Origin of the sequence: Enterococcus sp. 5B3_DIV0040 (genome assembly GCF_002140755.1) — a bacterium.
GTDB classification, from domain to species: Bacteria; Bacillota; Bacilli; order Lactobacillales; family Enterococcaceae; genus Enterococcus_D; species Enterococcus_D casseliflavus.
Map to the genome: position 1 here is coordinate 311,925 of NZ_NGLC01000002.1, position 15,601 is coordinate 327,525.

The following is a 15,601-nucleotide window of genomic DNA, read 5'->3' on the forward strand; positions in this document are numbered from 1 at the left end:
CCATGTTTCAAATCATGACAGATTCCTGCTGTGATTTACCAGCAGCAAGATTAGCGGAGCTAAATGTTGCGTATATTCCGATGCTGATCGAATTAGACGGCAAAGAATATATCGATGATATGGGCAAAGAATTTGATACGGAATGGTTTTTAGGAAAACTAAAAGAACATGCGCAGCCGACAACTTCTCAAATCAATGTCGGACGTTATATGGAGTATTTTCGGCCGTATGTCGAAGCGGGCACACCGATCCTTTATTTAGGTTTTTCTTCAGGAATGAGCGGCTCATTCCAAAGTGCCGTCCAAGCCGTAGCCTTACTAAAAGAAGAATACAAAGAAGTTGCGATCACCTTGATCGATACGCGCTCTGCGAGTTTAGGCGAAGGCTTCTTAGTGGCTGAAGCAGCCCAACAAAAAGCCCAAGGACGTTCGTTGCTGGAAGTCAGCCAATGGGTAGAAGAAAACAAACTGCGTTTAGATTCATGGGTCACCGTCGACGATTTAAAACAATTGGAACGCGGCGGCAGAATCTCTAAAACAGCGGCAGCGATCGGCGGATTGCTGAACGTGAAACCAATTATTACCGTCGATACTGCGGGAAAATTACGCAGCGTTGATCGAGTGCGGGGACGCAACAAAGCGATCCAAAAAATCGTAGATCAAACCATCGCCAATCTTCACGAATCAAAAACCAATACGGTTTATTTTGCCAATGCTGGCGATGCCGAAGCGGCGGAGAAAGTCATCAAACGTTTGACCGAAAAAATTCCTGACATTATTATTCATCATTATCCATTAGGTCCAACGATCTCCAGTCATACCGGCTACGGCTGCTTGGCGCTGTTTTCATTCGGCAAAGCCCGTTTAGAACAAGCGTAACCTGCCAAAAATACCCGAAGCACCTAGGAAAAATAAAAGAAACGCTCCAGTTGCAGCCTTGGTGGCGGGCAACTGGAGCGTTCTTTTTTTCAAAAGCAGCTTATTGATTCATTTCTGCTACGCGTTTTTGGACATCTTTGTTTTCTAAGAATTCATCGTAGGTCGTTTCGGCACGATCCACCACGCCTTTGCTAGAGACCGCAATGATACGGTTCGCAAGGGTTTGAATAAATTGGTGGTCATGAGAAGCAAACAACAATGAGCCGGTGAAGGCCATCAAGCCATCGTTTAATGCGGTGATCGATTCTAAGTCCAAGTGATTGGTTGGATCATCCAATACCAATACGTTGGCTTTTGAAAGCATCATTTTCGACAACATGCAGCGAACTTTTTCGCCCCCGGAAAGAACATTGACGGGTTTTAATACTTCGTCACCAGAGAACAACATGCGACCTAGGAAGCTGCGCAAGAAGGTATTGTCGTCTTCTTCTTTGCTTGCGTATTGACGCAACCAATCAACGATCGGGGTATCCGTATCAAATTCGCTGGTCGTATCTTTTGGCAAGTAGGCATGCTGCGTGGTCACGCCCCAACGAACACTACCTGTATCAGGAGTGATTTCCCCCATGATGACTTTGAATAGCGTTGTGGTGGTGATATCGCTATTGGCAACAAAAGCGACTTTGTCGTCTTTGTTCAAGGTGAAAGAGATATTGTCTAAAATCTTTTTGCCGTCGATCGTCACACTGACATTGTCGACTTGCAGCAAGTCATTCCCGATTTCACGTTCTGGTTTAAAACCGACAAATGGGTAACGGCGAGACGATGGTTGAATATCATCAAGAGTGATTTTATCCAACATTTTTTTCCGAGATGTTGCTTGTTTGGATTTTGATGCATTGGCACTAAAGCGTGCGATAAAGTCTTGCAGTTCTTTGATCTGCTCTTCTTTTTTGGCATTTGATTGGGATTGTAATTTCGCAGCTAATTGGCTTGATTCCAACCAGAAATCATAGTTGCCGACAAACAATTTGATTTTGCCGAAGTCTAGATCGGCCATATGGGTACAAACTTTATTTAAGAAGTGGCGGTCATGGGAAACAACGATGACGGTGTTGTCAAAGTTGATCAGAAACTCTTCTAACCAGTTGATAGATTGGATATCCAATCCGTTGGTAGGCTCATCTAGGAGCAAGACGTCTGGCTTACCGAAAAGGGCTTGTGCCAGTAAGACTTTCACCCGTTGACCAGCAGTTAGATCTTTCATCAAGACATGATGCAATTCATCGGGAATGTTCAAGCCTTGCAAAAGAACAGCGGCTTCGGGCTCTGCTTCCCAGCCATCAAGTTCCGCAAATTCGCCTTCTAGTTCGGCGGCACGAATCCCATCTTCATCAGAAAAGTCTTCCTTCATGTAAATCGCGTCTTTTTCTTTCATCACTTCGTAGAGACGTTTATGGCCCATGATGACCGTTTCGATCACTGGGAACTCTTCGTAATCATAGTGGTTCTGCTTCAAGACAGCCATCCGTTCATCAGGACCTAAAGACACATTCCCGGTTGAAGGTTGGATCTCACCAGATAAAATTTTTAAAAAAGTTGATTTACCAGCACCATTTGCACCAATCAAACCATAACAATTACCAGGCGTAAACTTAATATTAACATCATCAAACAGTTTGCGGTCTGAAAAATGCAAACTTACATCACTTACTGTAATCAATTCTTTTCCTCACTTTATATAAATTGACATGGAGTCTCCTAGCATTATAGCGATGAATGTTGAAACTTTCAAGTAAAGCCGAGGATTTCATCAGGAAAGGCTTAGGGCTGGTGAAAGAAAAATTTTGGCTGCTGCTGCCTTCCTAGTAGAACCTGACGGCTTCCTATGCTAGAGTATTGGTAGAATAGTTAGACAAAGGAGCAGACGAATGGTGGATTGGTTGGTTGGATTGTCGCCATGGCAGCAAGCGTTGGCGGGGACAATCTTTACGTATGGTATGACGGCGCTTGGGGCAGCGCTAGTCTTTTTCTTCAAAGAAATCAATAAAAATGTCCTGAATACGATGCTGGGGTTTGCCTCTGGCGTGATGATCGCTGCTAGTTTCTGGTCGTTATTAGATCCTGCGATCGCACGAGCCGAAGAAAATGGCGACATTCCGTGGCTTGTGGTCAGCATCGGGTTTGGTTTGGGTGGTTTGTTTCTATATGCAGCAGATAAGACGCTCCCGCATATGCATTTTGGTCCGAATCATGAAACAGAAGGTTTGCCCAGTCATTTGAAGCGAACGATCTTGCTGGTCTTTTCCATCACGCTGCATAATATCCCAGAAGGCTTGGCGGTAGGGGTAGCGTTTGGGGCGGCGGCTAGTGCCGATGATCCGCGAGCAGCGATCTTAGCGGCGCTTTCGGTAGCGATCGGGATCGGGATCCAAAATTTTCCAGAAGGCGCAGCCGTTTCGATCCCCTTGCGCCAAGAAGGGTTAAGCCGAACCAAAGCCTTTATGTACGGGCAAGCGTCAGGGATCGTAGAACCGATCGCCGGTGTGATCGGAGCTTTGCTAGTAACGAGTATGTCCGCTGTCTTGCCGTATGCGTTGGCTTTTGCAGCGGGTGCTATGATCTATGTAGTGGTGGAAGAATTGATTCCAGAAGCGCAGCAAACCTTGACGAGTCGCCGCCATTTTGCGGTCTTTGGCGTCATGCTAGGCTTTATCTTAATGATGGTTTTAGATGTAGCATTAGGCTGATCGATAAAAAAACACCTGACTTTCCAAACGTCAGGTGTTTTTGATTTACTTGTAATTAACGATAATATTTTCTTGGCTTTTGGCGAATCGATGTTAACCAGCGAACGATCAAAACGGCTAGCAGCAAAGGAATCCCGAAACGGAAGACCAATCCGATCAGCCCACCAATAATGCCTAATACAACGGATAAAACAAGGGATGCTGCGATTAAAACTGCCACGACAGTAACGATTCTTCCTAATAAACTTTCTGTATTCATTGTGACTCCTCCTAGACTTTTTTTCTTATCCCTAGCATAGCAAGAAAGAAAAAGAAACACATCCAACTTAAGACGGAATAATTGCTCCGCCGTGCGCCATAGGTTTGTGATAAACTAAACATGAATGAATCATGAAAGGAGTCAAAAAGAATGAATGCAGAAATTCTCACGAGCCAAGTCATCACAGAAGGAGGGTGCAATGCCTGTTTGCCTTATGAACTCAATACCTTCACGCTGCAGCTGCCGGATGGTCGTAGTTTTTCGTTAGAAAACTTGGATGCTGCTGCATTAGTGATGCCAATTGCCCAGATCAATCAGTGGCAGACGCGCTTATTATTAGAAGAAGACGAAGGATTGATCTATCAAAAAGGAACGCAAGAAGTAATTTTCGTAGAGGGCAGCCGTCAGGATACGTTTTCCAGCAAAGGACAGACGATTTCTTGTCCGAAAAAGAGTTGCGAAGCTGACGTCTTTGCCACAACCAATCGAGTGCTGACAGAATTGTTTGGCATCGAACCGATTTCCTTCGTTCTGCGGGCTGCACAAGCATAAGAGGACGAAAAAAGCCGCTTGCGCATGTACCGACCTTTTAAAGTTAGCTTTTTAGTCTAACTATTGGAAGTCATGACAGCAAGTGGCTGTTTTTTCGTATCGTTACTTACGGATCTGGCCTTCGCCATAAATAATGTATTTGGTAGAAGTCAGTGCTTCTAACCCCATTGGCCCACGGGCATGGAGTTTTTGCGTCGAGATGCCGATCTCGGCACCAAAGCCAAACATAAAGCCATCCGTGAAACGGGTCGAGGCATTGACGTAAACCGCCGCCGCATCAACTTCTTTCAAGAAGCGTTGGGAAGCGAAATAATCATCGGTGATGATCGCTTCGGAGTGCTTCGTATTGTAGCGATTGATGTGAGCAATGGCTTCTTCTAGCGAAGCCACCACTTTGATCGCTAAGATATAGTCTAAAAACTCGGTTGCCCAGTCCTCTTCAGTGGCAAGCTGTGCATTGTTCAAAAACGCCAATGCTTTTTGATCCCCTCGCAATTCGACTTGATCGGCAAACTGCTTTTCTACCATAGGCAAAAACTCCGCTGCCACTGCTTCATGGACGAGGATCGTTTCGATGGCATTGCAGACAGAAGGGCGTTGAGTCTTTGCATTCGTGACGATCGCCAGTGCCATCGGCAGCTGGGCTGCTTGGTCGATGTAGATATGATTGTTGCCGGTGCCGGTTTCGATCACTGGCACCGTGGCGGTCTCTTTGACACGACGAATCAAGCCGGCGCCTCCCCGAGGGATCAAAACATCCAAGTAATCTGTCAGCCGCATCAGCTCAGCCGCTGTTTCGTGGCTCGTGTCTTCGATAAACTGGATCGCATGGCGGGAGTGTCCATTGGCAGCTAAAGCCTCTTGTAAAATAGTCACGAGGACTTGATTGGAGTGGAAGGCTTCCTTTCCACCACGCAAAATCACGGCATTTCCTGATTTGAAACACAGACTAGCTGCGTCAGTGGTGACATTAGGGCGGGCTTCGTAGATGATGCCGATGACCCCTAAAGGCACTCGTTGTTGACCAATCAAAAGATCGTCAGCATTGCGCCACATTTTATCCACGGCACCGATTGGGTCGGGCAATTGGGCGACTTCTCGGATGCCGTTAGCCATCTCGATGATCCGTTGTTCTGTCAGCAACAGTCGATCCAGCATCGTCTGGCTGGTTCCTTTGGCTTTTGCGGCGGCTAGATCTTGTTGATTAGCAGCTAAAATCGTCTCGGCAGCTTTTTCTAAAGCATCGGCCATCGCTGCCAGTAGGTGGTTTTTTTCACTGGCACTCAGTAAGCTTAATGTCTGGGCGCTTGCTTGAGCTTGTTGACCGATCGTTTGCAAGTTGCTCATTGCTCATCCTCCGTTCGTTGATAAAAGTGGGTGCCGACAGGTTCCCCTGCGAGCAAGTCAAAAATAATTTTCGGCTGCTTGCCGTTAGCCAGCAGCATGTGACTGTTCAAGTCTAAGATACGTTGGGCGGCTTTTAGTTTACTGGTCATACCGCCGGTTCCATAAGGACTGCCTTTTCCCGTAGCTTGTTCTAAAAGTTCTGGGGTGATTTCATTGATCTCGGAATACAAAACGGCCTCAGGATCATTCAGCGGATTGGCGGAATAAAAGCCGTCGATATCAGAAAGCATGATCAAAAGCTCGGCTTTCGTCAACTGAGCGACGATCGCTGACAGCTGGTCATTGTCGCCGAATTTGGTGAGATGATCCAATTCATCCACTGCTACCGTGTCGTTTTCATTAATGATCGGGATGATCCCCATCGTAAGTAATTGCTCTAAGGTGTTGCTAACGTTTTGACGGCTTTGGGGAAATTCGATGATGTCTCTGGTCAGCAGGATCTGTGCAGTCTGCTGGCTATAGCTTTGAAAACGCTGGTTGTAGATCGTCATCAGTTCCGATTGGCCAACGGCGGCCACGGCTTGCTGCTGCGGGATCTCCACGGGTCGTTCTTTCAAATTCAACTTGTTCATGCCAACACCGATCGCACCAGAAGAAACTAAGATGATTTCTTTGCCTTGGTTTTGCAAAGCTGCTAAGACAAAGGCTAATTCATCGATGCCAGCTAGATTGATGGCACCATTGGGATAAATCAACGAGCTGGTGCCGATTTTTACAACGATTCGGTTTTTGTTTGAAAGATCTGCGCGCATATGCCACCGCCTATTTTTTGATATTTTTTCTATTGTACTCGCAAACGGGCGTTTCGTCATGTCCTTTTTTCTTTTTGGTCTATTTTTAAACGAAGAAATTGTAAAGACTTTTCGATAATTGTGTTTTCCATGAAGAAAATAGTTCTTCCTATGCTAAAATAGCTATATGTTTTATTATTGGAGGAACCCATGAAATTACGAGGATTTGAAATTATTACAGCATATAAAGAAAAAAGCATCACCTTGCCTCAACGTGCCACCCATCATGCGGCTGGTTACGACTTTGAAGCAGCGGAAGAAATCGTGGTGCCAAGCATTTGGAAAGCGGGCGTGATCGACGGGGTCAAAGCGCTTTTTGCGAAAGAGACCGCAAAACAGTTGAAGCCAACCTTGATTCCCACGGGGATCAAAGCCTATATGGGGGAAGACGAGTATTTGCAGCTGACAAATCGTTCCAGCAATCCTTTGAAACGTTTCTTAGTCTTGACGAATGGTGTCGGCGTCATCGACAGCGATTACTATGACAATCCAGATAATGAAGGGCATATCATGTTTCAGTTTACCAATTTCGGCCCCACAGATGTCGTCATTAAAAAAGGCGAACGGATCGGCCAAGGAATTTTCTTGCCGTTCTTAAAAGCTGATCAAGATACAACCACTGCCAGCCGAACCGGCGGCTTTGGCTCCTCGAATCAGTAAATCCTGCCTGGGGGTCTGTTTGATAGAAGTAGTGGAGGAGATCAATGGCAAAAAAAGCAAAAAGTCAATTTGTCTGTCAAAATTGTGGGTATAGTTCCCCTAAATATTTAGGGAAATGCCCCAATTGCGGCAGCTGGAATTCAATGGTGGAAGAAGTGATCCAAGAAACCGCCGATCGTCGAGTGCGTACGACATTGACGGGGCAAAAGATGCAGCCGACGAAAATCGCCGATGTCGTACCGAAAAAAGAACCGCGAGTCCAAACGAAACTCGCTGAGTTGAATCGCGTCTTAGGTGGCGGCGTGGTCCCAGGCTCCTTGATTTTGATCGGTGGGGATCCAGGGATCGGAAAATCGACGCTGCTCTTGCAAGTTTCCCAGCAATTAGCAGCGATCGGCGGGACGGTCTTGTATGTGTCAGGAGAAGAAAGTGCCGAGCAGATCAAAATGCGGGCGCAGCGCTTAGGCGCCATCGACACAGAATTTTATCTCTATGGGGAAACGGACATGTCAGAGATCAGTAAAGCGATCGAAAACATCCGCCCAGATTATGTGATCATCGATTCGATCCAAACCATGACCCAACCGGATATCACCAGCGTGGCAGGCAGTGTCAGCCAAGTGCGAGAAACGACCGCAGAATTGCTGAAAATCGCCAAAACCAATGGCATCGCCATCTTTATCGTTGGCCACGTGACGAAGGAAGGCTCGATCGCAGGACCGCGGATGCTGGAGCATATGGTGGATACCGTCTTGTATTTCGAAGGCGAAAAGCACCATAGTTTTCGAATTTTGCGGGCCGTCAAAAACCGCTTTGGGTCCACCAATGAGATCGGGATTTTTGAAATGGAAGAAGGCGGGTTGAAAGAAGTCGCCAATCCGTCACAAGTCTTTTTGGAAGAACGCTTAGAAGGCGCAACTGGATCGGCGATCGTAGTAGCAATGGAAGGCAGTCGGCCAATCTTGGTGGAGATCCAAGCACTGGTCACGCCAACGATGTTCGGCAATGCCAAACGCACGACGACGGGGCTAGACTTCAACCGCGTCTCGCTGATCATGGCGGTTTTAGAAAAACGGGCAGGCTTGCTGCTGCAAAATCAAGATGCCTACTTAAAAGCAGCCGGCGGGGTCAAATTAAATGAACCTGCGATCGATTTAGCGATCGCTGTTAGTATCGCGTCTAGCTACAAAGAAAAAGGCACCAGCCCGACGGAGTGTTTTATCGGTGAAATTGGCTTGACGGGTGAGATTCGCCGAGTCAACGCGATCGAGCAACGGGTCAAAGAGGTGCAAAAACTAGGTTTTACGAAAGTTTATTTGCCGAAAAATAATCTGACTGGCTGGCAGCCGCCCAAAGGCATCGAAGTCGAAGGCGTGTCTACCTTAGCCGAAACCTTGCGGAAAGTCTTCCGTTAAAGTGGAGTCAATGCAAGAGCAAGGGGCAATCGCCTCTCCTCTTGCCCTGACGCTGCTGATTCATTCGTTTGAACCAACCGACCGACAGCCGCTGACTGGCGGAAGGAGCCTGTCTGGCAGCACGGATTTTTGAACAAAAGAAACCTACTGGAGTATGGAGGAACATGTATGCAGAAACGAGTCATTACCGCACTAATGGTACTTGCCGGAGCAAGTCTGGGGATCTCACTGATGCCTATCGCATGGCAAGCCATTGGGCAAACCCAAAATGAATGGCTGAATAATAACATCACTAATAGTTTGCTTGGAGCCCTTATTTTCTTTTTATTATCTTTACTATTAGCGAAATATATTGCAGCCGGTATTCGCAAAATTGAAGAAAAACTAAGTGAATTGAGCTTAACCTATCTCTTGTTTGGCGCAATTGGTTCGATCATCGGTCTGATGATCGGTGTGATCGTGTCGATTCCTTTTTACAATTGGGATATTCCTTTTATCAACGGGATCGCCCCAATCTTAGTAATGGTCCTGTTAGGGTATCTCGGTTTTCAGATCGGGACGACACGGATCGATGAATGGAAAAAAGTCTTTGCCCCGAAAAACAAAAAGGCAGAGCCCCAAGAGCAAGATGAACAGCAGATGCTGGAAAGAAAAATCGCGGACCATTTCCACAAATACAAAATTTTGGATACCAGCGTGATCATTGATGGTCGGATCTATGACATTGCTAAAACGGGCTTTTTAGAAGGCGTCTTGCTGATCCCGAATTTTGTCTTGTATGAATTGCAATACATCGCAGATTCTGGCGATAGTTTGAAACGGGTTCGGGGCCGCCGCGGCTTGGATATTTTGAATGCTTTGCAAAAAGAAGAAGGCATCGCAGTTGAGATGTATGAAGGCGATTTTGAAGACATCTCCGAAGTCGATAGCAAGCTGATCAAGTTAGCGAAGATGCTGGATGGTGTCGTCGTGACCAATGATTACAATTTAAACAAAGTTTCTGAATTTCAAAATGTGCCTGTCTTGAATATCAATGCGTTAGCCAATGCGGTCAAACCAGTGGTGATTCCAGGAGAAAGCATGCACGTCTTAGTGGTGAAAGCTGGCACGGAGCGCCAGCAAGGGGTCGCTTATCTAGATGACGGGACGATGGTCGTGGTGGAAGATGGCCAGCATTACATGAATGAACACATCGAAGTGATCGTCACCAGCGCCTTGCAAACGGCAGCTGGGCGGATGATTTTTGCCAAACCAGCCCATTCTGGTCGCGGCATCGACAACAAAGAAGGATCGAAATCAGAGAAATAATCCTAGGCAGCTGGCGTAAAATATGCCAGCTGCCTTTACTAATTGGGTTATTGATTGTACAATTCAACTTGAGGGTTCTGTTTTTTACGCGGGTCTTTCCCACTAAACTGAACAATAAGCCCCAAGCAGCTTGGCTGGCTTGGAAATCAGATGAAGGAAGAGGAAAACAATGACAAAAGTACGTGTACGTTACGCGCCAAGTCCAACAGGACATTTACACATCGGGAATGCTCGGACGGCTTTATTCAATTATTTGTTTGCTCGTCATAATGACGGTGAATTTATTATCCGAATCGAAGACACCGATCAAAAAAGAAACATTGAAGATGGTGAAAAAAGCCAGCTTGAAAACTTGCAATGGTTAGGAATGGATTGGGACGAATCACCTGAAAATCCAGGAGAATACGGTCCGTATCGTCAATCAGAACGCGGCGATATCTACCAACCACTGATCGATCAATTGCTTGCAAGCAATCGTGCGTATAAGTGTTATTGTACGGAAGAAGAATTGGAAGCCGAACGTGAAGGCCAAAGAGCTCGTGGCGAAATGCCCCATTATGCAGGGAAATGTGCCAACTTAACACCAGAAGAGCAAGCCGAAAAAGAAGCACAAGGCTTGAAACCAGTGATTCGTTTCCGTGTCTCTCGCAATACTGAATACAAATTCCACGACATGGTCAAAGGCGAGATCGTTTTTGAATCAGATAATGTCGGTGGCGATTTTGTCATCCAAAAACGTGACGGTATGCCGACTTACAACTTTGCAGTAGCAGTCGATGACCATCATATGAAAATCACCCATGTGCTGCGTGGAGATGACCACATCGCCAACACACCAAAACAGTTGATGATCTATGAAGCATTTGGCTGGCAAGCACCAGAATTCGGGCATATGACGTTGATCATCAATAGCGAAACCGGGAAAAAATTAAGCAAACGGGACGAATCGATTCTCCAATTCATCGAGCAATACCGTGAGTTGGGTTATCTACCAGACGCTATGTTCAACTTCATTGCACTTTTAGGCTGGTCACCAGTAGGGGAAGAAGAAATCTTCTCTCAAGAAGAATTGATCAAAATCTTTGATCCTGAACGGTTGAGCAAATCACCAGCTGCCTTCGATGCCAAGAAGTTGGAATGGGTCAATAACCAATACATGAAACAAATGGATCTGGATGAATTGACGGCAATGTGCGTCCCTTACTTGGTAAAAGCCGGTCGCATCGAAGAAACTTTGACCGAAGAAAAAGCTGCCTGGTTGAAAAAAATCGTTTCCCTGTATCAACCGCAAATGAGTTTTGCGGCACAAATCGTCGACCTTTCGGAATTGTTCTTCGAAGAACACCCTGAATTAGATGATGCAGCCAAAGAAGTCTTAGCAGGAGAAACTGTACCGACGGTTTTGACAGCCTTTAAAGAAAAATTACAGGCGATGCCAGTCGTTGAGGCTGCGGCAGTCAAAGCAGCCATCAAAGAGATCCAAAAAGAAACAGGCATCAAAGGCAAGAATTTATTCATGCCGATCCGCGTGGCGGTCTCAGGCCAAACCCACGGACCAGAACTACCAGATACCGTTGAATTATTAGGGAAAGAAAAAGCCCTTGATCATTTGAATAACGTGTTATAAACACAGCGAATAGACGAAGTACTAGCCGATTTTTTTCAGAGAGACCACGGAAGGTGAGAGTGGTCAAAAAAGGCTAGGAAATGCACCTAGGAGTGGCTTTGGCGCAAGTCAAAGACGAAGCAGCGGACGTTACCCGCTTGAAGGCAGTGCCGAACTGCGAACAAAAGTGGGACCACGCAAAAAAGCGTCTTTTGAATAAGGAAACTTATTTGAAAGACGCTTTTTTCGTATCAAGAAGTTTGGATAAAGTAGGTGAGAAGATGACTTGGTTCAAAAAAGCAATTGCGGCAACAAAAAAACATGATCCATCGGTACGATCAACGTTGGAGATCATCATCACATACCCAGGATTTCATGCCTTGTTTTGGCATCGTTGGTCGCATTTTTTGTTTCAGCATCGCTGGTATTTTTTGGCAAAACTGACGGCCCAGTTTTGGCGTTTCTTGACTGGGATCGAGATTCATCCTGGTGCGCAGATCGGCCAAGGGGTCTTTATCGATCATGGGATGGGCGTCGTGATCGGGGAAACGGCGATCATTGAAGATGATGTCGTCTTGTTTCACGGGGTCACCTTAGGGGGAACCGGTAAAGAGCGGGGCAAGCGTCATCCCACGGTCAAAACCGGTGCGTTTCTCTCAGCCCATGCGCAGATCTTAGGCCCTGTCACGATCGGTGAGCGTGCAAAGATCGGCGCCAATGCAGTGGTTTTGAAGGATATCCCCGCAGAAGCAACTGCTGTCGGAATCCCAGCAAAGATCGTTCGAATCAAAGGAAAGAAGGTTACCCACGATGATTAAAATCTATAATACGCTGACACGGGAAAAAGAAGTGTTTCAGCCATTAGAAGAAAAGAAAGTAAAAATGTATGTTTGCGGACCCACCGTCTATAACTACATCCATATCGGGAATGGCCGCAGTACTGTGTCGTTTGATACCGTGCGCCGTTATTTTGAATACCGCGGCTATACAGTGGACTATTTGATGAATTTTACCGATGTCGATGATAAAATCATTCGTGCGGCAAAAGAATTAGGCACGACGGCCCCAGAAGTGGCAGAGCGTTTTATCAACGCCTTCAATGAAGATACCGCAGCGCTGAACGTCAAACCTGCTACGATGAACCCTCGTGTGATGGATCATATCGAAGACATCATTGCCTTTATTGCTGCTCTTGTAGAAAAAGGCTATGCCTATCCAGTCAATGGCGATGTTTATTACCGTACCCGTAAATTTGCTCACTATGGGCAATTAAGCGACCAATCCATCGATGAGCTGGAAGTCGGCGCAAGCCAGCGGACCGGTGAAGAACAAAAAATCAAGGAAGATCCGTTGGATTTTGCTTTGTGGAAAGCGGCAAAAGGCGATGAGATCGCTTGGGAATCTCCTTGGGGAGCCGGTCGTCCTGGCTGGCATATCGAATGCTCGGTGATGGCGACCAAACACCTAGGCGAGACCATCGATATTCATGGAGGCGGACAAGACTTGACCTTCCCGCATCATGAAAATGAGATCGCCCAAAGCGAGGCGAAAACTGGCAAGACCTTTGCCAACTATTGGATGCATAACGGCTATGTGACGATCGGTGAAGACGAAGAAAAAATGAGTAAGTCACTGGGCAACTTCGTCACGGTGCATGAGATGGTCAAAAAAGTTGATCCGCAGGTGCTGCGTTTCTTTTTGGCAACGACCCAATATCGCCGACCAATCAAATACAGTGAGACTACCTTGCATGAAGCACAAACCAACCTGCAAAAATTGCGGACGACCTATGAAAATGCCAAATTCCGCTTGAATAGCAGTCATTATCAAGCCAGCGATGAGGAAGTCAATGCAGCGGTTCTGGAAGAATTTGAAGAACGTTTCGTCAAAGAAATGGACGACGATTTCAATGCGGCTAACGGGATCACTGTGGTCTATGAATTGGCGAAGTGGCTGAACTTAGCTAGCGAAGACCCAGAAACAGATTTGGCTTTATTAGCGGCTGGATTAGCCAAATTCAGCGAATGGCTGACGATTTTCGGGATTTATTTTGTATCCGAAGAATTGCTGGATGAAGAAATCGAACAGCTGATCAATGAACGGATCGCCGCCCGCAAAGCCAAAGATTTTGCCCGCAGCGACCAAATCCGTGATGAGTTGAAAGAACAAGGGATCATCTTAGAAGATACCCCGCAAGGAACCCGATGGAGACGAGAAGCATGAGAGATTATAAACAATTGAATGGTTTGGCATTGGCCTATGTGGGGGATGCGGTCTATGAAGTCTATATTCGCGATTATTTAGTCGCCCAAGGCCAAACCCGCCCGAACCAACTGCACCATATGGCGACCCACTATGTGTCGGCCAAAGCCCAAGCGGCATTGATCCAAAAGATGTTGGATGAAGAGATCCTGACCGAAGAAGAACATGATTTTTACCGCCGCGGCCGCAATAGTAAAAGCCATACGGGCGCCAAAAATGCCGATGTCACGACGTATCGTATCGCTACTGGCTTTGAATCGCTGATCGGGTATTTGCACCTCACGCAGCAACAAGAACGCTTAGACGAGCTAATAGACTGGTGTATAAAGAAAGTAGGAGAAGAAGATGCGAGAAAAACCGCAAAGAAAGCGTCCAAATAAAAAAACAGCTGGCCGATCAGAAGCCAGACAAGAAAATAAACCGGATCGCCGCAAAGAAGCCGCTGGAGAAGCCATCGAAGATAATTTTGTCTTCGGCTATCATGCGGTTGCTGAAGCCTTGAAAGAAGGGCGAGGCAACAAGCTGTTTCTTTCCGAAGAAGCACGGGGAGAAAAAATCGATCGTTTAAAAGAAATGGCGCGGGAACAAGCAGTTCCAGTCAAATGGGTGCCAAAACAAAAGCTGGATACGATGAGTGACCAAGGGGTCCATCAAGGCATGATCTTGGCGATCACCCCTTATCAGTATTTGACCTTGGATGAATTGTTGGCCCAAACGAAAGAACAGCCGCTGTATCTGATTTTAGATAATCTAGAAGATCCCCATAATTTCGGCTCCATCATGCGAACCGCTGATGCCAGCGGCGTAGACGGGATCATCATTCCAAAACACCGTGCGGTGGGGATCACGCCAATCGTGGTGAAAACGTCGACCGGCGCAGTGGAACATATCCCTGTGGCCCGCGTGACCAACTTGACCCAAGCAGTCCAGCAACTGAAAAAAGCTGGTTTTTGGATCTTCGGTACGGATATGAGTGGCAGTGATTACCGCACATGGAATGCCCAAGGGGCGGTCGGTTTGATCATCGGCAACGAAGGTCGCGGAATGGGGGAAGGTTTGAAAAAAGAAGTGGATCAAATGCTGACGATCCCAATGACCGGGCACGTGCAGAGCTTAAATGCCAGTGTGGCGGCAGGTTTGTTGATGTATCAGGCCTTTACTAGCCGAAATGGGGCGTCCCAATGAAAACCCCTTTGCTGATCGTGGATGGCTACAATATGATTGGCGCTTGGCCGGAGCTGGTTCTTTTGAAAAATCAGGACCGTTTAGAAGATGCCCGAGAAGCCTTACTGAATCGGCTGTCGAATTATGCAAAATATGAAGGGTTGAAAATCATCGTTGTTTTTGATGCTCAACTGGTGCCTGGTGTGACCCAAAGTTACACCAAATATCAGCTGGAAGTTATTTTTACCGAAGAAGGAGAGACCGCCGACAGCTACATCGAACGAATCGCTGGTGAATTAAACAATCGATTGACGCAAGTCACCGTCGCTACCAGCGATTTAGCCGAACAGTGGGTGATCTTCTCTCAAGGTGCTTTGCGGACTTCGGCACGGGAATTGTACAAAAGCGTGGAAAAAACGGAAAAAGACATCCACGAGCATCAAACCGACTTGCGGTTTGAAAATTTCCGACGCAATTCCCCTTGGTCACCTGAACAATTAGCTGAACTTGAAAAGAAATTGCAAGACCTTAGTTAGGGACAAAGTTGGT

The 15,601-nt window shown here is 46.6% G+C and carries 17 protein-coding genes and 1 other annotated feature; of the genes, 13 read left to right on the forward strand and 4 right to left on the reverse strand.

Annotated elements, in window-relative coordinates; genetic code table 11:
* Positions 1 to 2: 2 nt before the first annotated feature.
* Entirely contained in the window at positions 3 to 878 is an 876-nt protein-coding gene (locus tag A5883_RS13775; RefSeq protein WP_016608936.1) for a DegV family protein, read from the forward strand.
* Between the two features lie 100 nt (positions 879 to 978).
* On the opposite strand, the gene A5883_RS13780 is transcribed toward A5883_RS13775, so the two are convergent.
* Positions 979 to 2,601, reverse strand: a complete 1,623-nt coding sequence (locus A5883_RS13780) for an ABC-F family ATP-binding cassette domain-containing protein (RefSeq protein ID WP_005226380.1) — start codon at positions 2,599 to 2,601, stop codon at positions 979 to 981.
* Positions 2,602 to 2,809: 208 nt separating this feature from the next.
* Between A5883_RS13780 and A5883_RS13785 the strand changes: the two genes are divergently transcribed.
* Positions 2,810 to 3,628 carry a ZIP family metal transporter gene (locus tag A5883_RS13785; protein WP_005232914.1) on the forward strand — a complete coding sequence of 273 codons (819 nt, stop codon included), beginning with the start codon at positions 2,810 to 2,812 and terminating at the stop codon, positions 3,626 to 3,628.
* A gap of 55 nt (positions 3,629 to 3,683) precedes the next feature.
* Here A5883_RS13785 and A5883_RS13790 read toward each other — a convergent pair whose 3' ends face one another.
* Positions 3,684 to 3,887 (reverse strand): hypothetical protein, encoded by a 204-nt coding sequence (locus A5883_RS13790; protein WP_010748476.1) that lies wholly within the window; start codon positions 3,885 to 3,887, stop codon positions 3,684 to 3,686.
* A gap of 150 nt (positions 3,888 to 4,037) precedes the next feature.
* Here A5883_RS13790 and A5883_RS13795 point away from each other — a divergent pair, with 150 nt between their 5' ends.
* Positions 4,038 to 4,439: a DUF4809 family protein gene (locus A5883_RS13795; protein WP_010748477.1), complete on the forward strand. Its 402-nt coding sequence runs from the start codon at positions 4,038 to 4,040 to the stop codon at positions 4,437 to 4,439.
* A gap of 102 nt (positions 4,440 to 4,541) precedes the next feature.
* Here the strand turns inward: A5883_RS13795 and A5883_RS13800 are convergent, their stop codons facing one another.
* Positions 4,542 to 5,786 (reverse strand): glutamate-5-semialdehyde dehydrogenase, encoded by a 1,245-nt coding sequence (locus tag A5883_RS13800; RefSeq protein WP_086338858.1) that lies wholly within the window; start codon positions 5,784 to 5,786, stop codon positions 4,542 to 4,544.
* Positions 5,783 to 6,598, reverse strand: coding sequence for a glutamate 5-kinase (gene proB / locus A5883_RS13805; RefSeq protein WP_005226390.1), 816 nt, complete (start codon positions 6,596 to 6,598; stop codon positions 5,783 to 5,785). Before proB ends, A5883_RS13800 begins: the two co-directional genes overlap by 4 nt.
* A 189-nt stretch (positions 6,599 to 6,787) precedes the next feature.
* Between proB and A5883_RS13810 the strand changes: the two genes are divergently transcribed.
* The 10 genes from A5883_RS13810 (at position 6,788) to A5883_RS13850 (ending at position 15,588) form a co-directional block, all read left to right on the forward strand.
* Positions 6,788 to 7,297 (forward strand): hypothetical protein, encoded by a 510-nt coding sequence (locus A5883_RS13810; protein WP_010748479.1) that lies wholly within the window; start codon positions 6,788 to 6,790, stop codon positions 7,295 to 7,297.
* A 44-nt stretch (positions 7,298 to 7,341) separates the two neighbouring features.
* Entirely contained in the window at positions 7,342 to 8,712 is a 1,371-nt protein-coding gene (radA, locus tag A5883_RS13815) for a DNA repair protein RadA (protein ID WP_005226394.1), read from the forward strand.
* A 1-nt stretch (position 8,713) separates the two neighbouring features.
* Positions 8,714 to 8,845, forward strand: coding sequence for a hypothetical protein (locus A5883_RS19560; RefSeq protein ID WP_254907872.1), 132 nt, complete (start codon positions 8,714 to 8,716; stop codon positions 8,843 to 8,845).
* A gap of 35 nt (positions 8,846 to 8,880) precedes the next feature.
* On the forward strand, positions 8,881 to 10,020 hold the full coding sequence (locus A5883_RS13820) for a PIN/TRAM domain-containing protein (RefSeq protein ID WP_005226396.1): 1,140 nt from the start codon (positions 8,881 to 8,883) through the stop codon (positions 10,018 to 10,020).
* A 169-nt stretch (positions 10,021 to 10,189) separates the two neighbouring features.
* Complete coding sequence (gene gltX, locus A5883_RS13825) at positions 10,190 to 11,647, forward strand: glutamate--tRNA ligase (protein ID WP_016608945.1); 1,458 nt, start codon at positions 10,190 to 10,192, stop codon at positions 11,645 to 11,647.
* Positions 11,644 to 11,842 (forward strand) — a binding site (T-box leader). Its footprint overlaps the gene before it by 4 nt.
* Positions 11,843 to 11,907: 65 nt before the next feature.
* Complete coding sequence (epsC, locus tag A5883_RS13830; protein ID WP_026008130.1) at positions 11,908 to 12,444, forward strand: serine O-acetyltransferase EpsC; 537 nt, start codon at positions 11,908 to 11,910, stop codon at positions 12,442 to 12,444.
* Positions 12,437 to 13,849 (forward strand): cysteine--tRNA ligase, encoded by a 1,413-nt coding sequence (cysS, locus tag A5883_RS13835; protein WP_015508686.1) that lies wholly within the window; start codon positions 12,437 to 12,439, stop codon positions 13,847 to 13,849. The genes epsC and cysS overlap by 8 nt, the downstream gene beginning before the upstream one ends.
* Entirely contained in the window at positions 13,846 to 14,268 is a 423-nt protein-coding gene (locus tag A5883_RS13840) for a Mini-ribonuclease 3 (RefSeq protein ID WP_005226405.1), read from the forward strand. Before cysS ends, A5883_RS13840 begins: the two co-directional genes overlap by 4 nt.
* Entirely contained in the window at positions 14,234 to 15,073 is an 840-nt protein-coding gene (gene rlmB / locus A5883_RS13845) for a 23S rRNA (guanosine(2251)-2'-O)-methyltransferase RlmB (RefSeq protein WP_005226411.1), read from the forward strand. Before A5883_RS13840 ends, rlmB begins: the two co-directional genes overlap by 35 nt.
* Entirely contained in the window at positions 15,070 to 15,588 is a 519-nt protein-coding gene (locus tag A5883_RS13850; RefSeq protein ID WP_010748486.1) for an NYN domain-containing protein, read from the forward strand. Before rlmB ends, A5883_RS13850 begins: the two co-directional genes overlap by 4 nt.
* The last annotated feature ends 13 nt before the right edge of the window (positions 15,589 to 15,601 follow it).